The sequence below is a fragment of the Rhodanobacter sp. C06 genome (assembly GCF_002001105.1).
In the GTDB taxonomy this organism is placed as follows: domain Bacteria; phylum Pseudomonadota; class Gammaproteobacteria; order Xanthomonadales; family Rhodanobacteraceae; genus Rhodanobacter_A.
In genome coordinates this window covers 75,967-92,717 of sequence record NZ_MUNP01000070.1, presented here as the reverse complement: position 1 = coordinate 92,717, position 16,751 = coordinate 75,967, and the positions used below count along the sequence as shown (strand labels likewise).

The following is a 16,751-nucleotide window of genomic DNA, read 5'->3' as shown; positions in this document are numbered from 1 at the left end:
AGGAAAGGCCGTGAGCGCTGCCACCCGACCGATATTGCCGACGCCCGGCCTGGCCGCGGAGCGGCTGACGCTGCTGCACCGGTTGACCGAAGGCCTGCCGCCGGCGGACCTGTACTGGATTTCGGCGTGGAGTGCCGCGCTCGCGGCGCAGGCCACGCGCGTCGCGCTGCCGACCATCGCGCCGGCAGCCGAAGCGCCGAACGCAGCGGCGACCGAGCGGCTGACCGTGCTCTACGGCAGCCAGACCGGCAACTCGCGCCGGGTCGCCGAGCGGCTGGCCGAGCGCGCCACCGCGGCGGGGCTGAGCGTGCGCATCCTGCGCACCGGCGCCTATGCCGTGCGCGAACTGGCGCAGGAGCGGCACCTGGCCTTGGTTATCAGCAGCCAGGGCGACGGCGATCCGCCGGACGACGCGCTGGGCTTCGTCGAGTTCCTGAGCGGCAAGCGTGCGCCGAAGCTGCCGCAGCTGAAGTTCGCCGTGCTGGGCCTGGGCGATTCCAGCTACCCGCAGTATTGCGCGGTGAGCCGCCGGCTCGATACGCGCTTCGCCGAGCTGGGTGCGCAGCGTTTCGCCGAACTCGGTGAGGCCGATGTGGATTTCGAGGCGCCCAGTGCGAGCTGGAGCGAGGGTGTGCTGGCCAAGGCGCGCGAGGCGTTGGGTGCGCCGGCCATGGCGAACGTGCGCCCGGTGGCGCTGCACGCGGTGAACAGCGCGCTGCACGACCGCGAGAATCCGTTCGCCGCCGAGGTGCTGGAGAACCAGCGCATCGTCTCGCGCGACAGCGCCCGCGAAGTGCGCCATCTGGAACTTTCTCTGCAAGGTTCGGGCTTGCGTTACGAGCCGGGCGACGCGCTGGGCGTGTGGCCGCGCAACCCGCCCGTGCTGGTGGATGAATGGCTGCGCCAGCTGCATCTGGACGGCGAGCAGGAAGTGGCGCACGACGGCCGGCGCCTGCCGCTGCGGCGCTGGCTCAGCCACGAGCGCGAACTGACGCGGCTGAGCCGTCCGCTGCTGGCCGCGCATGCTGCCGCCAGCAATGACAAGGAACTCGCGCGCGTGCTGGAACCGGAGCAGCGCGAGGCACTGGCCCGCCTGCTCGACACCGACCAGCCCATCGACCTGCTGCGTCGCCATCCGGTGGGCTGGAACGCGGAGCAACTGGTCGCCGCGCTGCGCCCGCTCACGCCGCGCCTGTATTCCATCGCCTCCAGCCCGAAGGCGGTGGGCGAGGACGAGGTGCATCTCACGGTGGGCGTGGTGGACTACCACGCGCATGGCAGCGCCCATCTCGGCGCGGCCTCGGCGTTCCTCGCCGCCGCGGGTGACGAGACACGGGTACCGGTATTCGTGGAGGCCAACGAACGCTTCCGCCTGCCGGCCGACCCGTCGCGCGACATCATCATGATCGGCCCGGGTACCGGCGTGGCGCCGTTCCGCGCCTTCGTGCAGGAGCGCCAGGCCGTGGGCGCCGCGGGGCGCAACTGGCTGTTCTTCGGCAATCGCCATTTCGCGCAGGACTTCCTCTACCAGACCGAATGGCAGCAGGCGCTGCAGGACGGCGTCTTGCATCGCCTCGATCTCGCGTTCTCGCGTGATGGGGTCAGCAAGGTCTATGTACAGGATCGGATCAGGGAACACGGGCGCGAACTCTACGCCAGGTTGCGCGAGGGCGCATACCTCTACGTCTGCGGCGACGCGACGCACATGGCGAAGGACGTGCACGAGGCGCTGGTCGAGCTGGCCGTCGCCCATGGCGGGTTGAGTGCCGAGGATGCCCGTGCCTGGCTGACCGAACTGCTGCAGGAAGGGCGCTACGCCCGCGATGTTTATTGAGAAAAGCATCGCGGCTGGAGCTGCTCCTGCAATCCATGCGCCGTAGGAGCGGCTTCAGCCGCGACCCAGATGCTCCAGAGAATCCCCATGCCTTCCCATCTCGAACACATCAAGACCGCCAGCCGCTTCCTGCGCGGCAGCATCGCCGAGGGGCTGGCCGACCCGGTCACCGGCGCAATCAGCGAAGACGACAACAAGTTGCTGAAGTTCCACGGCAGCTACCAGCAGGACGACCGCGACATCCGCGACGAGCGCCGCCGGCAGAAGCTGGAGCCGGCCTACGCCTTCATGGTGCGTGCGCGCCTGCCGGGCGGGGTGATGACGCCGGCGCAGTGGCTGGCCTTCGACCGGATCGCCAGCGACTACGCCTCCAGCGGCCTGCGCATCACCACGCGGCAGACCTTCCAGTGGCACGGCATCATCAAGCGCAACCTCAAGCCCACCATCGCCGCGATCGACGCTGCGCTGGCCAGCACCATCGCCGCCTGCGGCGACGTCAACCGCAACGTGGTGTGCAACACCAATCCGGTGCAGTCGCAGGCGCATGCGGCGGCCTACGATTGGGCGGCGCGGCTGTCCGAACACCTGAAGCCGAAGACGCGCGCCTACCACGAGCTCTGGCTGGACGGCGAGAAGCTGGTGGGCGAGGCCGCGGCGGCGGAAAACGAGCCGCTGTACGGCCCCACCTACCTGCCGCGCAAGTTCAAGATCGGCCTGGCGATCCCGCCGCTCAACGACATCGACGTGTTCGCGCAGGACCTGGGTCTGATCGCGATCCTCGAACGCGGCGAGCTGGCCGGTTTCAACGTGGCGATCGGCGGCGGCATGGGCGCCACCCATGGCGATCCGACCACCTATCCGCGCCTCGCCGACGTGATCGGCTTCGTGCCGCCCGAGCGCCTGCTCACGCTGGCCGAGGCCACCATCGCCGTGCAGCGCGACTGGGGCGACCGCGAGGAGCGCAAGCACGCGCGCTTCAAGTACACCATCGACACGCACGGGCTGGACAAGGTCAAGGCGGAGATCGAACAGCGCGCGGGCTTCGCGCTGGAACCGGCGCGGCCGTTCCGCTTCGACCACAACGGCGACCGCTACGGCTGGATCGAAGGCCACGACAGCCGCTGGCACCTCACCTTGCAGGTGGAGTCCGGCCGCCTGCTGGACGGCGACGAGGTGCGCTGGCTCAGCGGCATGCGCGAGATCGCGCGGGTGCACACCGGCGACATCCGGCTCACCTGCAACCAGAACCTGATCGTCGCGAACGTGGATGCGGCAGATCGCGCGCGCATCGACGCCATCGTGGTCGCGCACGGCATGGGCGGCTACCACCGCTACAGCGGCATCCGCCGCCACGCGATCGCCTGCGTGGCGCTGCCCACCTGCGGCCTGGCGATGGCCGAGAGCGAGCGCTATCTGCCGCAACTGCTGCCGAAATTGGAATCGCTGCTGGACACGCACGGCCTGCTCGACACGCCGATCCTGCTGCGCCTGTCCGGCTGCCCGAACGGCTGCTCGCGGCCCTACCTCGGCGAGATCGCCCTGGTCGGGCGCGCGATCGGCCGCTACGACCTGCGCCTGGGCGCGGATTTCCGCGGCCAGCGGCTCAACCAGGTCTATCGCGAGAACGTGGACGAGGCCGCGATCCTGGAGGCGCTGGATCGCCTGTTCGCGCGCTACGCCGGCGAGCGCGCATTGGGCGAGCACTTCGGCGACTTCCTGCTGCGCGTCGGCGTGCTCACGTCGAAAAAGATCGCATTGGAGGTCGTTGCATGAGCGCGCCCGTGCTTCCCGCCGACGGCAACGATGTCGAGGCGCTGCTCGCACTCAACCACTGGCTGGCCGGGTGCGACGCCGAGGCACGCGTGCGCTGGATGCTGGCGCACGTGCCGGGCGCGCACGCGCTGTCCTCCAGCTTCGGTGCGCAGGCGGCGGTGTCGCTGCACCTGCTGGCCAGCCAGGCGCCGGACATCCCGGTGATCCTGATCGACACCGGCTACCTGTTCCCCGAGACCTACCAGTTCGTCGACACGCTGAGCGAACGGCTCGCGCTCAACCTCAAGGTCTACCGTCCCATCATCGGCCGCGCCTGGGCCGAGGCGCGCTACGGCAAGCTGTGGGAGCAGGGCATCGATGGGCTGGACCGCTACAACCGCATCCGCAAGGTGGAGCCGATGCAGCGCGCGCTGGCCGAACTGGGCGTGCACGGCTGGTTCGCCGGCCTGCGCCGCGACCAGTCGCGCAGCCGCCGCGCGATCGACTTCCTGGAATGGCGGCCAGCTGCCTCGGGCGCGGGCCGCTGGAAGTTGCACCCGATCGCCGACTGGAGCGACCGCGACGTGGGCCGCTACCTGCAACAGCACGCCTTGCCCTACCACCCGCTGTGGGAGCAGGGCTACATCTCCATCGGCGACACCCACACCACGCAACGCTGGGAGCCGGGCATGGATGCCGAGGACACCCGTTTCTTCGGGCTCAAGCGCGAGTGCGGCCTGCACGAGCTGCCGTGACCGCGCTTTCTCCCTCTCTCCAGCAACTCCGTGGCTGGGCAGGGACGCCACGTACGTCGTGCCGCTTTTCTCCCTCTCCCCCAACGGCTTCGCCGTTGGGGGAGAGGGTTGGGGTGAGGGGGGGGATGAACGTTCAAAAAGCCATCGCGCACAGAGCCTGCCCCGGATTTGATCCGGGGGTGCGCTTCTACACGGCTTCGGTTAAGCGACTGCCTGGCGCTCGCGCCAGTGCGGCACGCGCGGCGGCGTCTCCGGCACGATGCCCAGGGTGAGCAGGCGGCGCACGTCGTTGCGGTCCAGGTGCGGCGCGAACTGCGCAATCCATTCCAGCGTGTAGTCGCGCAGCACGCTGTCCTTGCGCAGCACGATCCAGGTGGTGCACAGCGGCAGCAGCGCGTCGGCCTGGATCACGCGCAGGTCGGTGTCCTCGCCCGGCTGCAGCGCCATCTCGGCCAGCACGCCGATGCCGAGTCCGGCGCGCACATAGGTCTTGATGAGGTCGGCGTCGGCGGCGGTCATCGCGATCTGCGGTGCGAGCCCGGCGGCGGCGAAGACGCGGCGCAGCGAGGATTCCGGCCGCTTCGAGGAGTCGTAGCTCACCAGCGGCTGCGCGGCCAGCTCGGCCAGCGTGGGCGTGCGGCCCAGCGTGGCCAAAGGGTGATCCTGCGGCGCCAGCACCACCCGGCTCCAGCGGTAGGCGGGCAGGGCGACACCGCCGGCCGGCGCCGCACCCGAGGTGCTGACCACGGCGAGGTCGACGCGACCGCTGTCCAGCAGGGCCAGCACCTCGGCGTCGCCGCTGGGCTGCAGGTGCACGCTGACCTGCGGGTAGCGCCGGTTCAGCGCGGCGATCGAGCCGGGCAGGGCGAAGCGCGCCTGGGTGTGCGTGGTGGCGATGCGCAACTCACCGTGCGCCTCGTTGCGCAGGTTCGCGGCGATCGAGCGGATGTTCAGCGCCTCGGCTAGGATCAGCCGCGCCCGCTCGATCACCCGCACGCCGGCGTCGGTGATCGTGTCCAGGCTCTTGCCCTTGCGGATGAACAGTTGCAGGCCGAGCTCGTCCTCCAGCTGCTTGAGCTGCTTGCTCACCCCGGGCTGGGTGGCATGCACGTGTTCGGCGGCGGCGGTGATGTTGAGGCGGCAGTCGGCGATGGCGACGAGGTAACGGAGTTGGGTCAGGGTCATGGCGATCCAGGGAGTCAGGACGATGGGAGATGTGGCGTGGCATGGGATTGCGCACGCATACATCGCATCGTCCGGGTCCGCATGAGGCGGACGCTGGATGGGTTGTGTTGGGCATGGATGCTGACCATGCCGGCGAGTGTATATGCATTTTTGTTCGGACGTCTATACGGATAGACGTTCATAAGATCGCGATGCTCAGAGGAGAAAATTGGTGTGGCGCCAGGTGGTGCTCCCCTCTCCCTCCGGGAGAGGGGTTGGGGGAGAGGGTTCGGACTTGCCGTGGCGCTTCGCTCCGCCCGAACCCTCTCCCGGCTACCGCCACCCTCTCCCGGAGGGAGAGGGGAGGAAGTCACATTCGCGGATTCATGCCGCACCGGCATATGCCCCCGCGAGAAAGTCATTTCCGCCGGCATGGCGCGGTGCGTAGCGTGGCTCGTCCCCAGGCCGCGCCGTCGAATCCCCGCCATGAAGCTGTATCCGCTGTTCGCCGATCTTTCCCGCCGCGCCGTGCTGGTGGTGGGTGGCGGTGCCGTGGCCGAGCGCAAGGCCGCCGCCCTGCTGGCGGCGGGGGCGCAGGTGACCGTGGGCGCGCCGGAACTGACGCCGCAACTCGCGCGCTGGGCGCGGCAAGGGCGCATCGCGCATCGCGCCGGCGAGTTCGCGCCGGGCTGGCTGGACTACGCGTGGCTGGTGGTGGCGGCCACCGCCGACGGCGCGCTGAATGCCCGCGTCGCCGAGCTGGCCGGCCTGCAGCGCATCTTTGTCAACGTGGTGGACGATGCGGAGCTGTCCAGTTTCCAGGTGCCGGCGGTGATCGATCGCGCGCCGCTGGTGGTGGCGATCTCCAGCGGCGGCGCGGCGCCGATGCTGGCGAGGCTCGTGCGTGAGCGGCTGGAAGCCTTGCTCGATCACTCGCTGGGTCCGCTGGCCCTGCTGGCGGCGCGATTGCGCAAGCGCATTCGCCGCCGCTTCCCCGACATGGCGGCGCGGCGCCGCTACTACACGGAACTCTTCGATGGCCCGGTGGCCGCGCTGCTGCGCAATGGCCAGGCCAAGCAGGCGGCGGAGGCGGCCGATCAGGCCTTGCGGTCGGCCGCCACCGCAACGACCGGCTCGGTGGTGCTGGTGGGCGCCGGTCCCGGCGATCCCGGCCTGCTGACCCTGCGCGGCCTGCGCGCACTGAACGAGGCCGACGTGATCCTGCACGACCGCCTGGTGAGCGCCGAGGTGCTGGAACTGGCGCGCCGCGATGCCGAGCGCATCGAGGTGGGCAAGCAGGCCGGCAAGCATCACGCCACCCAGGACGAAATCCATGCGCTGCTGCTGGAGCACGCGCGTGCCGGCCGCCGCGTGGTGCGGCTGAAGGGCGGCGACTCGTTCGTGTTCGGCCGTGGCGGCGAGGAGCTGGAATTCCTGCGCGAGCACGGCATTCCCTATGAAGTGGTGCCCGGCGTCACCGCTGCACTGGCCTGCGCCGCGCATGCCGGCGTGCCGCTGACCCATCGCGATCACGCGCAATCGGTGCGCTTCGTCACCGCGCACTGCCGCGATTCGCTGGACACGCTGGACTGGCGCGCGCTGGCGCAGGAGCGGCAGACCCTGGCGGTGTACATGGGCGTGGCAGGCCTCGACAGCCTGCGCGAACGCCTGCTGGCGCATGGCCGCGCCGCGAGCACGCCGTTTGCCCTGGTCGAGAACGGCACGCGCGCGAACCAGCGCGTGGTCACCGGCACCCTGGCCAACCTGCCCGAACGCGCCGCCGCGCATGCCGTGCGCTCGCCCGCGCTGCTGATCCTGGGCGAGGTGGCCGCGCTGGCCGACCGGCTGGCCTGGTTCGGTGCGCCGCCGCTGGGCGAAGCCGTCGCCGCCGTGCGGCGGCTCAAGCCGTCGTGGCCGCCGCGCGAAGCCGCCGCCCCTTTGCGCCGCCTCGCCTGATCGAAGAACTGCACCCTCCCCTGCGTTGCAGAGGAGGGCCGGGGTGGGGTGCTTCAACTGCCAGCACCGAGCCCCCTCCCGACCTCGCCCTGCACGCAGGGGAGGCAAGCTGGAACACATCGCCTTAGCAAACCCGCACATATGATCGCGTGCGGCCATCGTCCGGAGCCCCGCCATGATTTACGACAGCATCCTCGGCACCATCGGCAATACGCCCATCGTGCGCCTCAACCGCCTCGCCCCGAAGCACGTCGAGCTGTACGTGAAGGTGGAGGCGTTCAACCCCGCGGGTTCGGTGAAGGATCGCCTCGCACTGGCGATCATCCTCGACGCCGAGCAGCGCGGCACGCTCAAGCCCGGCCAGACCGTGATCGAGGCCACCTCGGGCAATACCGGCGTGGCGCTGGCCGCGATCTGCGCGGCGCGCGGCTACCCCTTCGTGGCGGTGATGAGCGACTCGTTCTCGGTCGAGCGGCGCAAGCTGATCCGCGCCTACGGCGGCAAGGTGGTGCTTACTCCCGCCGCCGCGCGCGGCACCGGCATGGTGCAGGTGGCGGAAGAGCTGGCGCGCAAGCACGGCTGGTTCCTCGCCCGCCAGTTCGAGAACCCGGCCAACCCGGCCTACCACCGCCAGACCACCGCGCCGGAAATCCTGCGCGACTTCGCCGGCCGCCGCCTCGACTACTTCGTCAGCGGCTGGGGCACCGGCGGCACGCTCACCGGCGTGGGCGAGGTGCTCAAGGTGGCGCGGCCGGAAGTGAAGGTGATCGCCACCGAGCCGGCCGGCGCCTCGCTGCTCGGCGGCAAGGAGTGGGCGCCGCACAAGATCCAGGGCTGGACCCCCGACTTCGTGCCCGCCGTGCTCAACCGCAAGGTCGTCGACCAGCTGGTGACGGTGGACGACACCGTGGCCCGCGACACCTCGCGCGCGCTGGCGCAGAAGGAGGGCATCTTCACCGGCATTTCCTCGGGCGCCACGTTGGCCGCCGCGCTAGCCGTGGCGAAGACCGCGCCGGAAGGCTCTGTGTTGTTGGCGATGTTGCCGGATACCGGCGAACGCTATCTGTCGACCTTCCTGTTCGAAGGCGTCAACGAGGGGTCGGATGAGGTGGAGTGAGAGGATGCCGATTTAACGTCGAAGCTAAGCGGGGCGCATTACGCGCGTTTGCTTGGCTCGTCGTGGGGGCATCACCATGTGGAAACGTTATTTGAAAGCGCCAAGATGAAGTTTGGGAAAACCTTGGCCAGACTCAGGCGATTCTTGACTTCAGTGTCGTAACCGTTAATCTTTGCCTCATCGAATGAGGCTCCTACATACAGCGCATTTTGTGTGAAAGATGTGGCTACGGCAATGGTAATTTTTGAGAGGTGACTTAAGTTATTGTAGGACTTCTCAGCCTCGGCAAGTTTGATTATGGCATCTTTGCGAATGCCAAGAATCTTCTGGTGCTTCTGGAGATCTCTTACGGCGTTTTTGGTTGAGTATTTATCATCAATGAACCGGTCAAGCGCATTTAGCGTCTTTCCAGAAAATAATAAGGCCATTGCAATTGATTCGACTGTTTGCCTCGACAAATTTCCGGCTGCGATGATGTGTCCAGACAAAAATAGCTTCATCGATTGGACATGAAGCATGATTGCGCAGTATGCAGCGTTTGCAACGAAGGCGACTTTATCATGTTTGTTAACTCCTTCTGCCAGTTTATGCCAGTCAACCATTGTGCGCGCCATTAGCTCTGAAAATTGGTTGGCTTGGGTGCTGTATCGGTCTATGTAGCTATGAATGACATTAGGATCCGAGGTGGTGATCTCGGCATAAATCATGTTTTTTGCTTGAATCAATGTTTCCATGCGATACCCCAAATGCAGGTTTTAAGTTGCACGCAATTGTTGGCGGATCCACTCGGCGGCTTGTTACGGACATCTGCAAGTCGCTAAATCAATCAAGCGTTCATCCCACCACGCGCGCCTTCTTCCCCAACGAAGCCCGTGAATCCCACTCCGCAATCAGCTTCTGCCCCACCCGCGCCAGCGCATTGATCGCGGGCAGCAGTTCCCGGCCCAGTTCGGTGAGCGCGTATTCGGCGGAGGGCGGCGAGGTGGCCAGCAGGCGGCGGCTTACGAGGCCGCGCGATTCCAGCTCGCGCAGGCGGGCGCTGAGCACGCGGGCGGAGATGCGCGGGATATCGTGGCGCAGTTCGCCGAAGCGGCGGGGTTCGCCGCTGAGATACCAGATCACGTTGGGCGCCCAGGCGCCGCGCAGCAGTGCCAGGCTTTCGGTGAGCGGGCAGGCGGGTGGCGGCACGACCTTGCTCTTGCGTACGGGGAGACCCATGGGATGGCTCGCTGCTGGCGTGGGCGGTGGTAACCGCGGGGTTACCGCATTCTGCGGCTGACGGGTGGGTACATGGTATCCAATGGTAACCATGGCGGCGTAGCATGCGGGGCTTGGATGCGCGGTTTCGATCGGAACGCATCCATTTTCCCGTCCCCACCCGGAGTCATCGCATGAAGCTTTACTACTCCCCCGGCGCCTGTTCGCTGTCCCCGCACATCGTGGCGCTCGAGGCCGGCATCCCGCTGCAATTGGAGAAGGTCGACGGCAAGGCCAAGCGCACCGAGAGCGGTGCGGATTTCTGGCTGGTCAATCCCAAGGGCTACGTGCCGGTGCTGGAGCTGGACAGCGGCGAAGTGCTGACCGAAGGCCCGGCGATCGTGCAGTACCTCGCCGACCAGAATCCGGCGAGCAAGCTGGCGCCCGCCAACGGCACGCTGCCGCGCTACCACCTGCAGGAGATGCTGGGCTACATCAACTCGGAAATCCACAAGAGCTACAGCCCGCTGTTCAAGCCCGACACGGCCGAGGCGACCCGCACCGAGCGCAAGGAATACCTGAAGCGCCGCTACCAGTTCATCGAGAACGTGCTGGCGAAGCAGCCGTTTCTGCTGGGCGATGTGTTCACCGCGGCCGACGCCTACCTGTTCACCGTGACCAACTGGGCGAAGCCCGTGGAGCTGGACCTCTCGGGCTTCCCGGCGCTGCTGGCGTTCCAGAAGCGCGTGGGCGAGCGCCCGGCGGTGCGCGCGGCGATGGAGGCCGAAGGTTTGCTCAAGGTCGGCGCTTAAAACAAAGGCGTTTCTCGAACGGCCGGCACCGCGCGTGCCGGCCGTTCGCGTGCCCGGCTCAGGTGGATGCGCGTTGCAGATAGAAGCCGCTGTAGCCGTCCACGTCACAATCGTCGTGAAAGGGGATGCGGCATTCGCGCTCGTCGTTGCGCCAAGCGTCCACCACGCGATAGCCCTGCCGCGCCATGGCTGCCACGAAGGCGGGGCGCGACTGTACGTGGTAAGGAACGCAGGCGAAGCCCATGTTCTGCAGGGTGTGGAAGTCGCACCTGTCGTGCATCGGCGTGGTGTTGACAATGACATGCGGCGGCGGCGAGGCCAGCGAGCCCAGCCAGTCGCCGAAGTCGTAGTCGAAGTACTGCATGGCGCCAAGCACCAGTAGCACGTCCTGGCCGTCGGCCGCCTGCCGGTCGTCGGCGAAGTCCAACTGGCCGCTGGCGTCGTGTTCGCGCGCCCACTCGCGCCCGGCGGCCACCGTGGTCGGCAGGTCGCTGACCAGCCAACGCAGGTCGGCTGGGTAGGGGCGGAAGCGCTGGAATGCGTAGTAGGCCACGCCGATGTGGCCGCCCAGGTCGAACACTCGGCGGTTGCCGACGTCCACCAGGCGTTCCAGCCAGTACAGCACCGGGTAGTCGCCGATCCACAACTCGCGGGTGCGGTCGCGGTATTGCCCAGCGGCTTCCGCCTGGTCGAAGTTGTCGAACGTCGGCGGCACCGCCGCCAGCGCCTCGGCATGGCTGGCGTAGATGCCCATGTAATGGTTGCCACGGCGTCGGCGTCGGAAGGCGCGCCGATACAGCAGCTTGGCCAGCGGGCGAAGCGCCGGCAGTTTCAGGGTTTCCACCGCAATACCGCGCAGGCTCATGGCTGGCTCCTTCGGGACGAGGGGCGAGTCGGGTCGTGCTGGCGGTTACACATACCACGCCGGAGGCGTCGGCGGCGATCCGGTGTGGTGGCGGCTTCAGATCTCCTTCGCCAACCCCTCGGCCAAGCCGATATAACCGCCCGGCGTGAGGTCCAGCAGTCGCTGCTTCGCCTCGGCGGGCAGTTCCAGCTGGCCGATGAATTCGCGCATCGATTCCCTGGTGATGCCCTGGCCGCGGGTCAGTGCCTTGAGCTGCTCGTAGGGCTGGGGCAGGCCGTAGCGGCGCATCACGGTCTGCACGGCCTCGGCCAGCACTTCCCAGCTGGCGTCGAGGTCGGCGGCGAGGCGCTCGGCATTGACGGTGAGCTTGCCCAGGCCCTTCTGCAGCGACTCCAGTGCCACCAGGGTGTGGCCGAACGCGGTGCCCAGCGCGCGCAGCACGGTGGAGTCGGTGAGGTCGCGCTGCCAGCGGCTGATCGGCAGCTTCTCGGCGAAGTGGCCGAGCAAGGCGTTGGCAAGGCCGAAGTTGCCCTCGGCGTTCTCGAAGTCGATCGGGTTGACCTTGTGCGGCATGGTGGAGGAGCCGACTTCGCCCTCCTTGAGCTTCTGCTTGAAGTAGCCCAGCGAGATGTAGCCCCACACGTCACGCGCCAGGTCGATCAGGATGGTGTTGGCACGGCGCACGGAGTCGCAGTATTCGGCCACGCCGTCGTGCGGCTCGATCTGGGTGGTGTAGGGGTTGTAGTCCAGGCCCAGGCTTTGCACGAAGCGCTGCGAGAACGCACGCCAGTCGATCTCGGGGTAGGTGATGGCGTGGGCGTTGTAGTTGCCCACCGCGCCGTTGATCTTGCCGGGAATTTCCAGCGCGGCGAGCTGCCCGCGCTGGCGTTCCAGGCGCGCCACCACGTTCGCCAGTTCCTTGCCCAGCGTGCTGGGCGAGGCGGTCTGGCCATGGGTGCGTGAGAGCATCGGCAGCGCGGCGTTCGCGTGCGCCAGCTCGCGCAGCCTGGCGATGATGCGGTCGAAGGCCGGCAGCAGCACCTGCTCGCGCGCGTCGCGCAGCATCAGCGCGTAGGAGAGGTTGTTGATGTCCTCGCTGGTGCAGGCGAAGTGCACGAATTCCTTCGCCTGGCCCAGTGCGGCATCGTTGCCGATGCGCTCCTTGATGAAGTACTCCACTGCCTTGACGTCGTGGTTGGTGGTGGCTTCGATCGCCTTGATGCGGGCGCCTTCCTCGATCGCGAAGCTGTCGGCGATGGTATGCAGCTGCTTGACCTGGGTGGTGGTGAACGGCGGCAGTTCCACGATGCCCGGCTCGGCGGCCAGCGCCAGCAGCCATTCGATCTCCACGTGTACGCGGCGGTGCATCAGGCCGAACTCGCTGAAGATCGGGCGCAGCGGCTCGACCTTGCCGGCATAACGGCCGTCCAGCGGCGACAGGGCAGTGAGGGCGTGGTTCGACATCGGGGCGTTCCGGCACGGGGAAACCGCCATTTTACATTGACGGCGGCACGATGCCCGGATGTCTATAGTGGCTTTTGGCTGTCATCCCGGCGCAGGCCGGGATCCAGTGAAGTATGCGTGCGCAGCACACGAATCGGGTTTGCGTGCTACGCACGAGTAATCAAACTGGATGACCAGCCTGCGGCTGTTGAAAAGCGCCTCCGGCCTTCGCCGGAATGACGAGCAAACAATCCATTCCCGCGAGAACCGACATGACCAACTTCCGCATCGAACACGACAGCATGGGCGAGCTCAAGGTGCCCGCCGACGCGCTGTACGGCGCGCAGACCCAGCGCGCGATCGACAATTTCCCGATTTCCGGCCTGCGCCTGCCGCGCGAGTTCATCCGCGCGCTGGGCCTGATCAAGGCCGCCGCCGCCGAGGCCAACCTCGGGCTGGGCTACCTGAAGAAGGGCCAGGCCACGGCCATCCGCAAGGCCGCGCTGGCGGTGGCGGGCGGCGAACACGATGCGCAGTTCCCCATCGACGTGTTCCAGACCGGCTCGGGCACCAGCACCAACATGAACGCGAACGAGGTGATCGCCCATCTCGCCGCGCGCGCCGGCGCCAAGGTGCACCCTAACGACCACGTCAACTACGGGCAGAGCTCGAACGACGTGATTCCCACCGCGATCCACGTCGGCGCCACGCTGATGGCGCACGAAGCTTTGCTGCCCGCGCTCAAGCACCTCAAGAAAACCATCGACCAGCGCGCGCGCCAACTGCGCAACGTGGCCAAGACCGGCCGCACCCACCTGATGGACGCGATGCCGGTCACCTTCGGCCAGGAGCTGTCCGGCTGGGCCGCGCAGATCGGCTCGGCCAGCGCACGCATCGAGGATGCGCTGAAGCGCATGCGCCGCCTGCCGCAGGGCGGCACCGCCGTGGGCACCGGCATCAATGCCGACCCGAGGTTCGGCGCGGCGGTGGCGCGCGAGCTGAAGAAGCTCACCGGCGTGCGTTTCGAGGCGATGGAAAGCCCGTTCGAGGGCATGGCCGCGCAGGACGATGCGGTGGAACTGTCCGGCCAGTTGAAAACCCTGGCCGTGGCGTTGATGAAGATCGCCAACGACCTGCGCTGGATGAACTCGGGGCCGCTGGCGGGGCTGGGCGAGATCGAGCTGCCCGCGCTGCAGCCCGGCTCTTCCATCATGCCCGGCAAGGTGAACCCGGTGATCCCCGAGGCGGTGGCGATGGTGGCCGCGCGGGTGATCGGCAACGACGCCGGCATCGCCGTGGCCGGCCAGTCCGGCAACTTCCAGCTCAACGTGATGCTGCCGCTGATCGCGCTCAACCTGCTCGAATCCATCGGCATCCTCGCCAACGTCTCGCGCCTGCTCGCCGACAAGAGCATCGCGGGCTTCGTCGTCAACAAGGCGCGGGTGAATCAGGCGCTGGCGCTGAACCCCATCCTGGTCACCGCGCTGAATCCGGTGATCGGCTACGAGAAGGGCGCGGCCACCGCGAAGCAGGCCTACAAGCAGCACCGCCCGATCATCGACGTGGCGCTGGAGACCACCGGGCTCACGAAGGCCGAGCTGGCGAAGTTGCTCGACCCGCTGGCGTTGACCAAGGGCGGCATCCACGGGGAGTGATGTCAGCCGTTTACGCAGTACCGCGCTCAGGCGGCTGCGCTGCTGCGCGGCCAGCGCCACGCGTACCAGACGGCCAGCAATTGCAGCACGACTTCGATCGCGGTCATTGCTTGGTAGAACAGCCACGTGCCGGGCATCAAGAAAATCAGGATGGCGGTATAGGCAACGCCAAGCACGATGTTGAACCAGCGGCTCAATACGGGTTTCAGCAACAGCGAAAGGACCGGCATCAGGCATGCGCCGACCGTCATCGCCATATAGCCCAACAGCAGGCCTTGCGTGGTTGGGCCGTCGAGCATGGACTTCAACGTGCCCGGGACATACATGCTGAAGTAGTCGTTGTAGATGTAGCAGAACATCACGGACGTCCACAGCGCGGCCAGCTTCAGCTGCACGGGGACATGCAAGTGTTCGAGCGGTGGTTTGGCGGTTGCGCTCAATCGAGTCTCCTTGCGAGTGGATGAGGAATGCACGGCATGTACGCGGGCAGCGCTTTCACGCATTGGCCGGTGAGGTCGGTGTGCGCCGGAAACCGCGACGCGCGCCCATCACCAGCAACCACAGCATGAACGCGACTTCGCCGAACTGGAGCGGAAAGGCGATGTTGGACAGAGTGTCCTCGAAGGATGGCAGCAGCACGCCCGCGATGCTCTGCGCCATGTAGGCGAGGCCATTGAAGAATAGCCACACGCCCAGCAGTCGGGGCAGAAAGCCCGATCGATACATCAGCAGCGCCAGCGGTATCAGCCACAATCCCCAGAAGGTTTCCGCGAACACAACGAACTGGCCATGCAGGTGCAGGAACAGCATCGCCAACGCATCGCGTTGAGGCTCGTTGAATGCGGCAAGGAAGCCTGCACCATGCGCAAGGGTCAACGCGGCCGCGTCGTTCAGAGCGTTGAAGAAATAGAACGGCGTATCCCAGACACCCAGCGCCACCATCACGGTGGCGAGTTTCCTGTCCACGCCGCTCAAGAGCCGGTAAAGCGCCAATGCGAGCAGGACACTGATGGTTCCGGTGAACAAGTCGCCGGCGATGCCGAGACGGAACAGCGTCTCATGCTCGGCGATGTTCGCGGCCGTGGCTGCGGCATTGCCATCCACGAACAGGACGTTCGGGACGTAGAGCAGGCGATACGGCGCGACCAGCACCACCAGCAGGTAGAGCGAGCCGGCCAGCCGTGCATTTCGATCATGACGGTTCATGCATGCTCCTTGCTGCAGGCAACCAAGCCTGTTCGTTTCAGGGTTGTGGATGCACGAGCGCGGCCAGTTCGCCGGCGGGCAGGGCGAGCTGCAGACCGTCTTGGCCGCGGCGCACGCTCAGCTTGCAGGCGGCTTGCGGGTGCGCGTTCGCATAGGTCATCAGGTCGACCACGTGCGCCACGGGTTGGCCATCGACGGCGGCGATCACGTCACCCGGTTTCATGCCGTCGCGGTCGGCGGGCTCGATGCGGGCGACACGGATGCCCTTGCCGTCGGGAGAGGTGAGGTCGAGCGCGCGGCCATCGGGAGAATGCCAGGTCAGCATGTCGCGCGTGCCGTGTATGTACACATAGAGGCCCGCGTACGCAGGCAGCGCGAAGGCGGTAGCAGCGGCGAGGGCGCCGAGCAGGATCAGGCGTCGCATGGGGCTATCTCCGAGGTGGCAAGGAAATGAATCAAGGCGTCGTCGGCGATGGGTTCGCCTTGGCGTCGCTCCGACAGTCATCAAGATCGGATGCGCCGACGATGGATGCGTAAGGCCTGAAGGCGTCCAGTTGCGCGGCGAGCTGGTCCTGGACTGCCTTGATCGCGGCGGCGTCCTTGCAGATGTCCTGGCTGAGGCTGGCTACGCGCCCGGAAACATCCGTGGTCGCTTTGTCAGTCGAGGATGAAGCCGTGGCCGTGACCGCCTTGGCGGCCATATCGAGACCAGCCTTGCCCATGGCGACGCCGGTTTCGTACACCGCATGCACGCTCTGGTAATACCGGACCAACAAGGCGCGCTCGGCCGGCGTGATGGCGATGCTCTTGCCGTTGACGACGAAGTTGCCATCGGCATGGATCACCGCCGTGGGCGCGCTGATGAGATGCAGGGTGACGGCATCGCCCTTCAGCGTGATGGCGCCGTTTTCCATGATGGTGTCGGGCACGTCGCAGGCGGTCACGGCGCAGACGAGTGCAGCGGCGGCGAGAGGTTTGAGCAGCTTGCCGTACAT

General features: G+C 67.0%; 16 protein-coding genes. 7 read left to right on the top strand and 9 right to left on the bottom strand.

Translation table 11 applies throughout. The features are described from left to right. The first annotated feature begins 10 nt into the window (after window positions 1-10). The 3 genes from B0E52_RS15240 to B0E52_RS15230 all read left to right on the top strand — a co-directional run bounded on the left by B0E52_RS15240 (window position 11) and on the right by B0E52_RS15230 (window position 4,341). A complete protein-coding gene (locus B0E52_RS15240) occupies window positions 11-1,834 on the top strand; it encodes an assimilatory sulfite reductase (NADPH) flavoprotein subunit (protein WP_254426825.1) in 1,824 nt (607 codons plus the stop codon). A gap of 87 nt (window positions 1,835-1,921) precedes the next feature. Continuing rightward, on the top strand, window positions 1,922-3,607 hold the full coding sequence (cysI, locus tag B0E52_RS15235) for an assimilatory sulfite reductase (NADPH) hemoprotein subunit (RefSeq protein WP_077485199.1): 1,686 nt from the start codon (window positions 1,922-1,924) through the stop codon (window positions 3,605-3,607). Further along, window positions 3,604-4,341, top strand: coding sequence for a phosphoadenylyl-sulfate reductase (locus B0E52_RS15230; RefSeq protein ID WP_077485197.1), 738 nt, complete (start codon window positions 3,604-3,606; stop codon window positions 4,339-4,341). Before cysI ends, B0E52_RS15230 begins: the two co-directional genes overlap by 4 nt. 201 nt (window positions 4,342-4,542) lie before the next feature. Here B0E52_RS15230 and B0E52_RS15225 read toward each other — a convergent pair whose 3' ends face one another. After that, window positions 4,543-5,526 (bottom strand): LysR substrate-binding domain-containing protein, encoded by a 984-nt coding sequence (locus B0E52_RS15225; protein ID WP_077485196.1) that lies wholly within the window; start codon window positions 5,524-5,526, stop codon window positions 4,543-4,545. Between the two features lie 456 nt (window positions 5,527-5,982). On the opposite strand from B0E52_RS15225, the gene cysG reads away from it, so the two are divergent. Both cysG and cysK read left to right on the top strand, forming a co-directional pair. Then, window positions 5,983-7,461, top strand: coding sequence for a siroheme synthase CysG (gene cysG / locus B0E52_RS15220; protein ID WP_217316702.1), 1,479 nt, complete (start codon window positions 5,983-5,985; stop codon window positions 7,459-7,461). 175 nt (window positions 7,462-7,636) lie between these two features. Further along, the gene (gene cysK / locus B0E52_RS15215; RefSeq protein WP_077485193.1) at window positions 7,637-8,578 is read left to right on the top strand and encodes a cysteine synthase A; all 942 of its coding nucleotides are present in this window, start codon (window positions 7,637-7,639) and stop codon (window positions 8,576-8,578) included. Between the two features lie 71 nt (window positions 8,579-8,649). Here the strand turns inward: cysK and B0E52_RS18440 are convergent, their stop codons facing one another. Then, a complete protein-coding gene (locus B0E52_RS18440) occupies window positions 8,650-9,312 on the bottom strand; it encodes a hypothetical protein (RefSeq protein ID WP_139351715.1) in 663 nt (220 codons plus the stop codon). Between the two features lie 100 nt (window positions 9,313-9,412). Beyond that, on the bottom strand, window positions 9,413-9,796 hold the full coding sequence (locus tag B0E52_RS15210; protein WP_077485191.1) for a helix-turn-helix domain-containing protein: 384 nt from the start codon (window positions 9,794-9,796) through the stop codon (window positions 9,413-9,415). Between the two features lie 173 nt (window positions 9,797-9,969). On the opposite strand from B0E52_RS15210, the gene gstA reads away from it, so the two are divergent. Further along, window positions 9,970-10,587: a glutathione transferase GstA gene (gstA, locus tag B0E52_RS15205; protein ID WP_077485190.1), complete on the top strand. Its 618-nt coding sequence runs from the start codon at window positions 9,970-9,972 to the stop codon at window positions 10,585-10,587. A gap of 58 nt (window positions 10,588-10,645) precedes the next feature. On the opposite strand, the gene B0E52_RS15200 is transcribed toward gstA, so the two are convergent. Both B0E52_RS15200 and purB read right to left on the bottom strand, forming a co-directional pair. Then, window positions 10,646-11,452 carry a TIGR04325 family methyltransferase gene (locus B0E52_RS15200; protein WP_077485188.1) on the bottom strand — a complete coding sequence of 269 codons (807 nt, stop codon included), beginning with the start codon at window positions 11,450-11,452 and terminating at the stop codon, window positions 10,646-10,648. Window positions 11,453-11,548: 96 nt separating this feature from the next. After that, window positions 11,549-12,916 carry an adenylosuccinate lyase gene (gene purB, locus B0E52_RS15195; protein ID WP_077485187.1) on the bottom strand — a complete coding sequence of 456 codons (1,368 nt, stop codon included), beginning with the start codon at window positions 12,914-12,916 and terminating at the stop codon, window positions 11,549-11,551. 251 nt (window positions 12,917-13,167) lie between these two features. Between purB and B0E52_RS15190 the strand changes: the two genes are divergently transcribed. Beyond that, window positions 13,168-14,550, top strand: a complete 1,383-nt coding sequence (locus B0E52_RS15190; RefSeq protein WP_077485185.1) for a class II fumarate hydratase — start codon at window positions 13,168-13,170, stop codon at window positions 14,548-14,550. Window positions 14,551-14,576: 26 nt separating this feature from the next. On the opposite strand, the gene B0E52_RS15185 is transcribed toward B0E52_RS15190, so the two are convergent. From B0E52_RS15185 to B0E52_RS15170, 4 genes are read right to left on the bottom strand one after another with little or no spacing between them, the layout of a single operon-like run. Next, entirely contained in the window at window positions 14,577-14,990 is a 414-nt protein-coding gene (locus B0E52_RS15185; RefSeq protein ID WP_077485184.1) for a DUF6326 family protein, read from the bottom strand. Window positions 14,991-15,045: 55 nt separating this feature from the next. Then, complete coding sequence (locus tag B0E52_RS15180) at window positions 15,046-15,756, bottom strand: DUF4386 domain-containing protein (RefSeq protein WP_077485182.1); 711 nt, start codon at window positions 15,754-15,756, stop codon at window positions 15,046-15,048. A gap of 37 nt (window positions 15,757-15,793) precedes the next feature. Further along, a complete protein-coding gene (locus B0E52_RS15175; RefSeq protein WP_077485181.1) occupies window positions 15,794-16,180 on the bottom strand; it encodes a PDZ domain-containing protein in 387 nt (128 codons plus the stop codon). 31 nt (window positions 16,181-16,211) lie between these two features. After that, the gene (locus B0E52_RS15170) at window positions 16,212-16,751 is read right to left on the bottom strand and encodes a DUF2884 family protein (RefSeq protein WP_077485179.1); all 540 of its coding nucleotides are present in this window, start codon (window positions 16,749-16,751) and stop codon (window positions 16,212-16,214) included.

Excerpts from the sequence above, each read along its gene's own strand:
- cysI (WP_077485199.1), top strand. The coding sequence starts at position 1,922 with ATGCCTTCCCATCTCGAACACATCAAGACCGCCAGCCGCTTCCTGCGC.
- B0E52_RS15230 (WP_077485197.1), top strand. The coding sequence starts at position 3,604 with ATGAGCGCGCCCGTGCTTCCCGCCGACGGCAACGATGTCGAGGCGCTG.
- B0E52_RS15225 (WP_077485196.1), bottom strand. The coding sequence starts at position 5,526 with ATGACCCTGACCCAACTCCGTTACCTCGTCGCCATCGCCGACTGCCGC.
- cysK (WP_077485193.1), top strand. The coding sequence starts at position 7,637 with ATGATTTACGACAGCATCCTCGGCACCATCGGCAATACGCCCATCGTG.
- B0E52_RS18440 (WP_139351715.1), bottom strand. The coding sequence starts at position 9,312 with ATGGAAACATTGATTCAAGCAAAAAACATGATTTATGCCGAGATCACC.
- B0E52_RS15210 (WP_077485191.1), bottom strand. The coding sequence starts at position 9,796 with ATGGGTCTCCCCGTACGCAAGAGCAAGGTCGTGCCGCCACCCGCCTGC.
- gstA (WP_077485190.1), top strand. The coding sequence starts at position 9,970 with ATGAAGCTTTACTACTCCCCCGGCGCCTGTTCGCTGTCCCCGCACATC.
- B0E52_RS15200 (WP_077485188.1), bottom strand. The coding sequence starts at position 11,452 with ATGAGCCTGCGCGGTATTGCGGTGGAAACCCTGAAACTGCCGGCGCTT.
- purB (WP_077485187.1), bottom strand. The coding sequence starts at position 12,916 with ATGTCGAACCACGCCCTCACTGCCCTGTCGCCGCTGGACGGCCGTTAT.
- B0E52_RS15190 (WP_077485185.1), top strand. The coding sequence starts at position 13,168 with ATGACCAACTTCCGCATCGAACACGACAGCATGGGCGAGCTCAAGGTG.
- B0E52_RS15180 (WP_077485182.1), bottom strand. The coding sequence starts at position 15,756 with ATGAACCGTCATGATCGAAATGCACGGCTGGCCGGCTCGCTCTACCTG.
- B0E52_RS15175 (WP_077485181.1), bottom strand. The coding sequence starts at position 16,180 with ATGCGACGCCTGATCCTGCTCGGCGCCCTCGCCGCTGCTACCGCCTTC.
- B0E52_RS15170 (WP_077485179.1), bottom strand. The coding sequence starts at position 16,751 with ATGTACGGCAAGCTGCTCAAACCTCTCGCCGCCGCTGCACTCGTCTGC.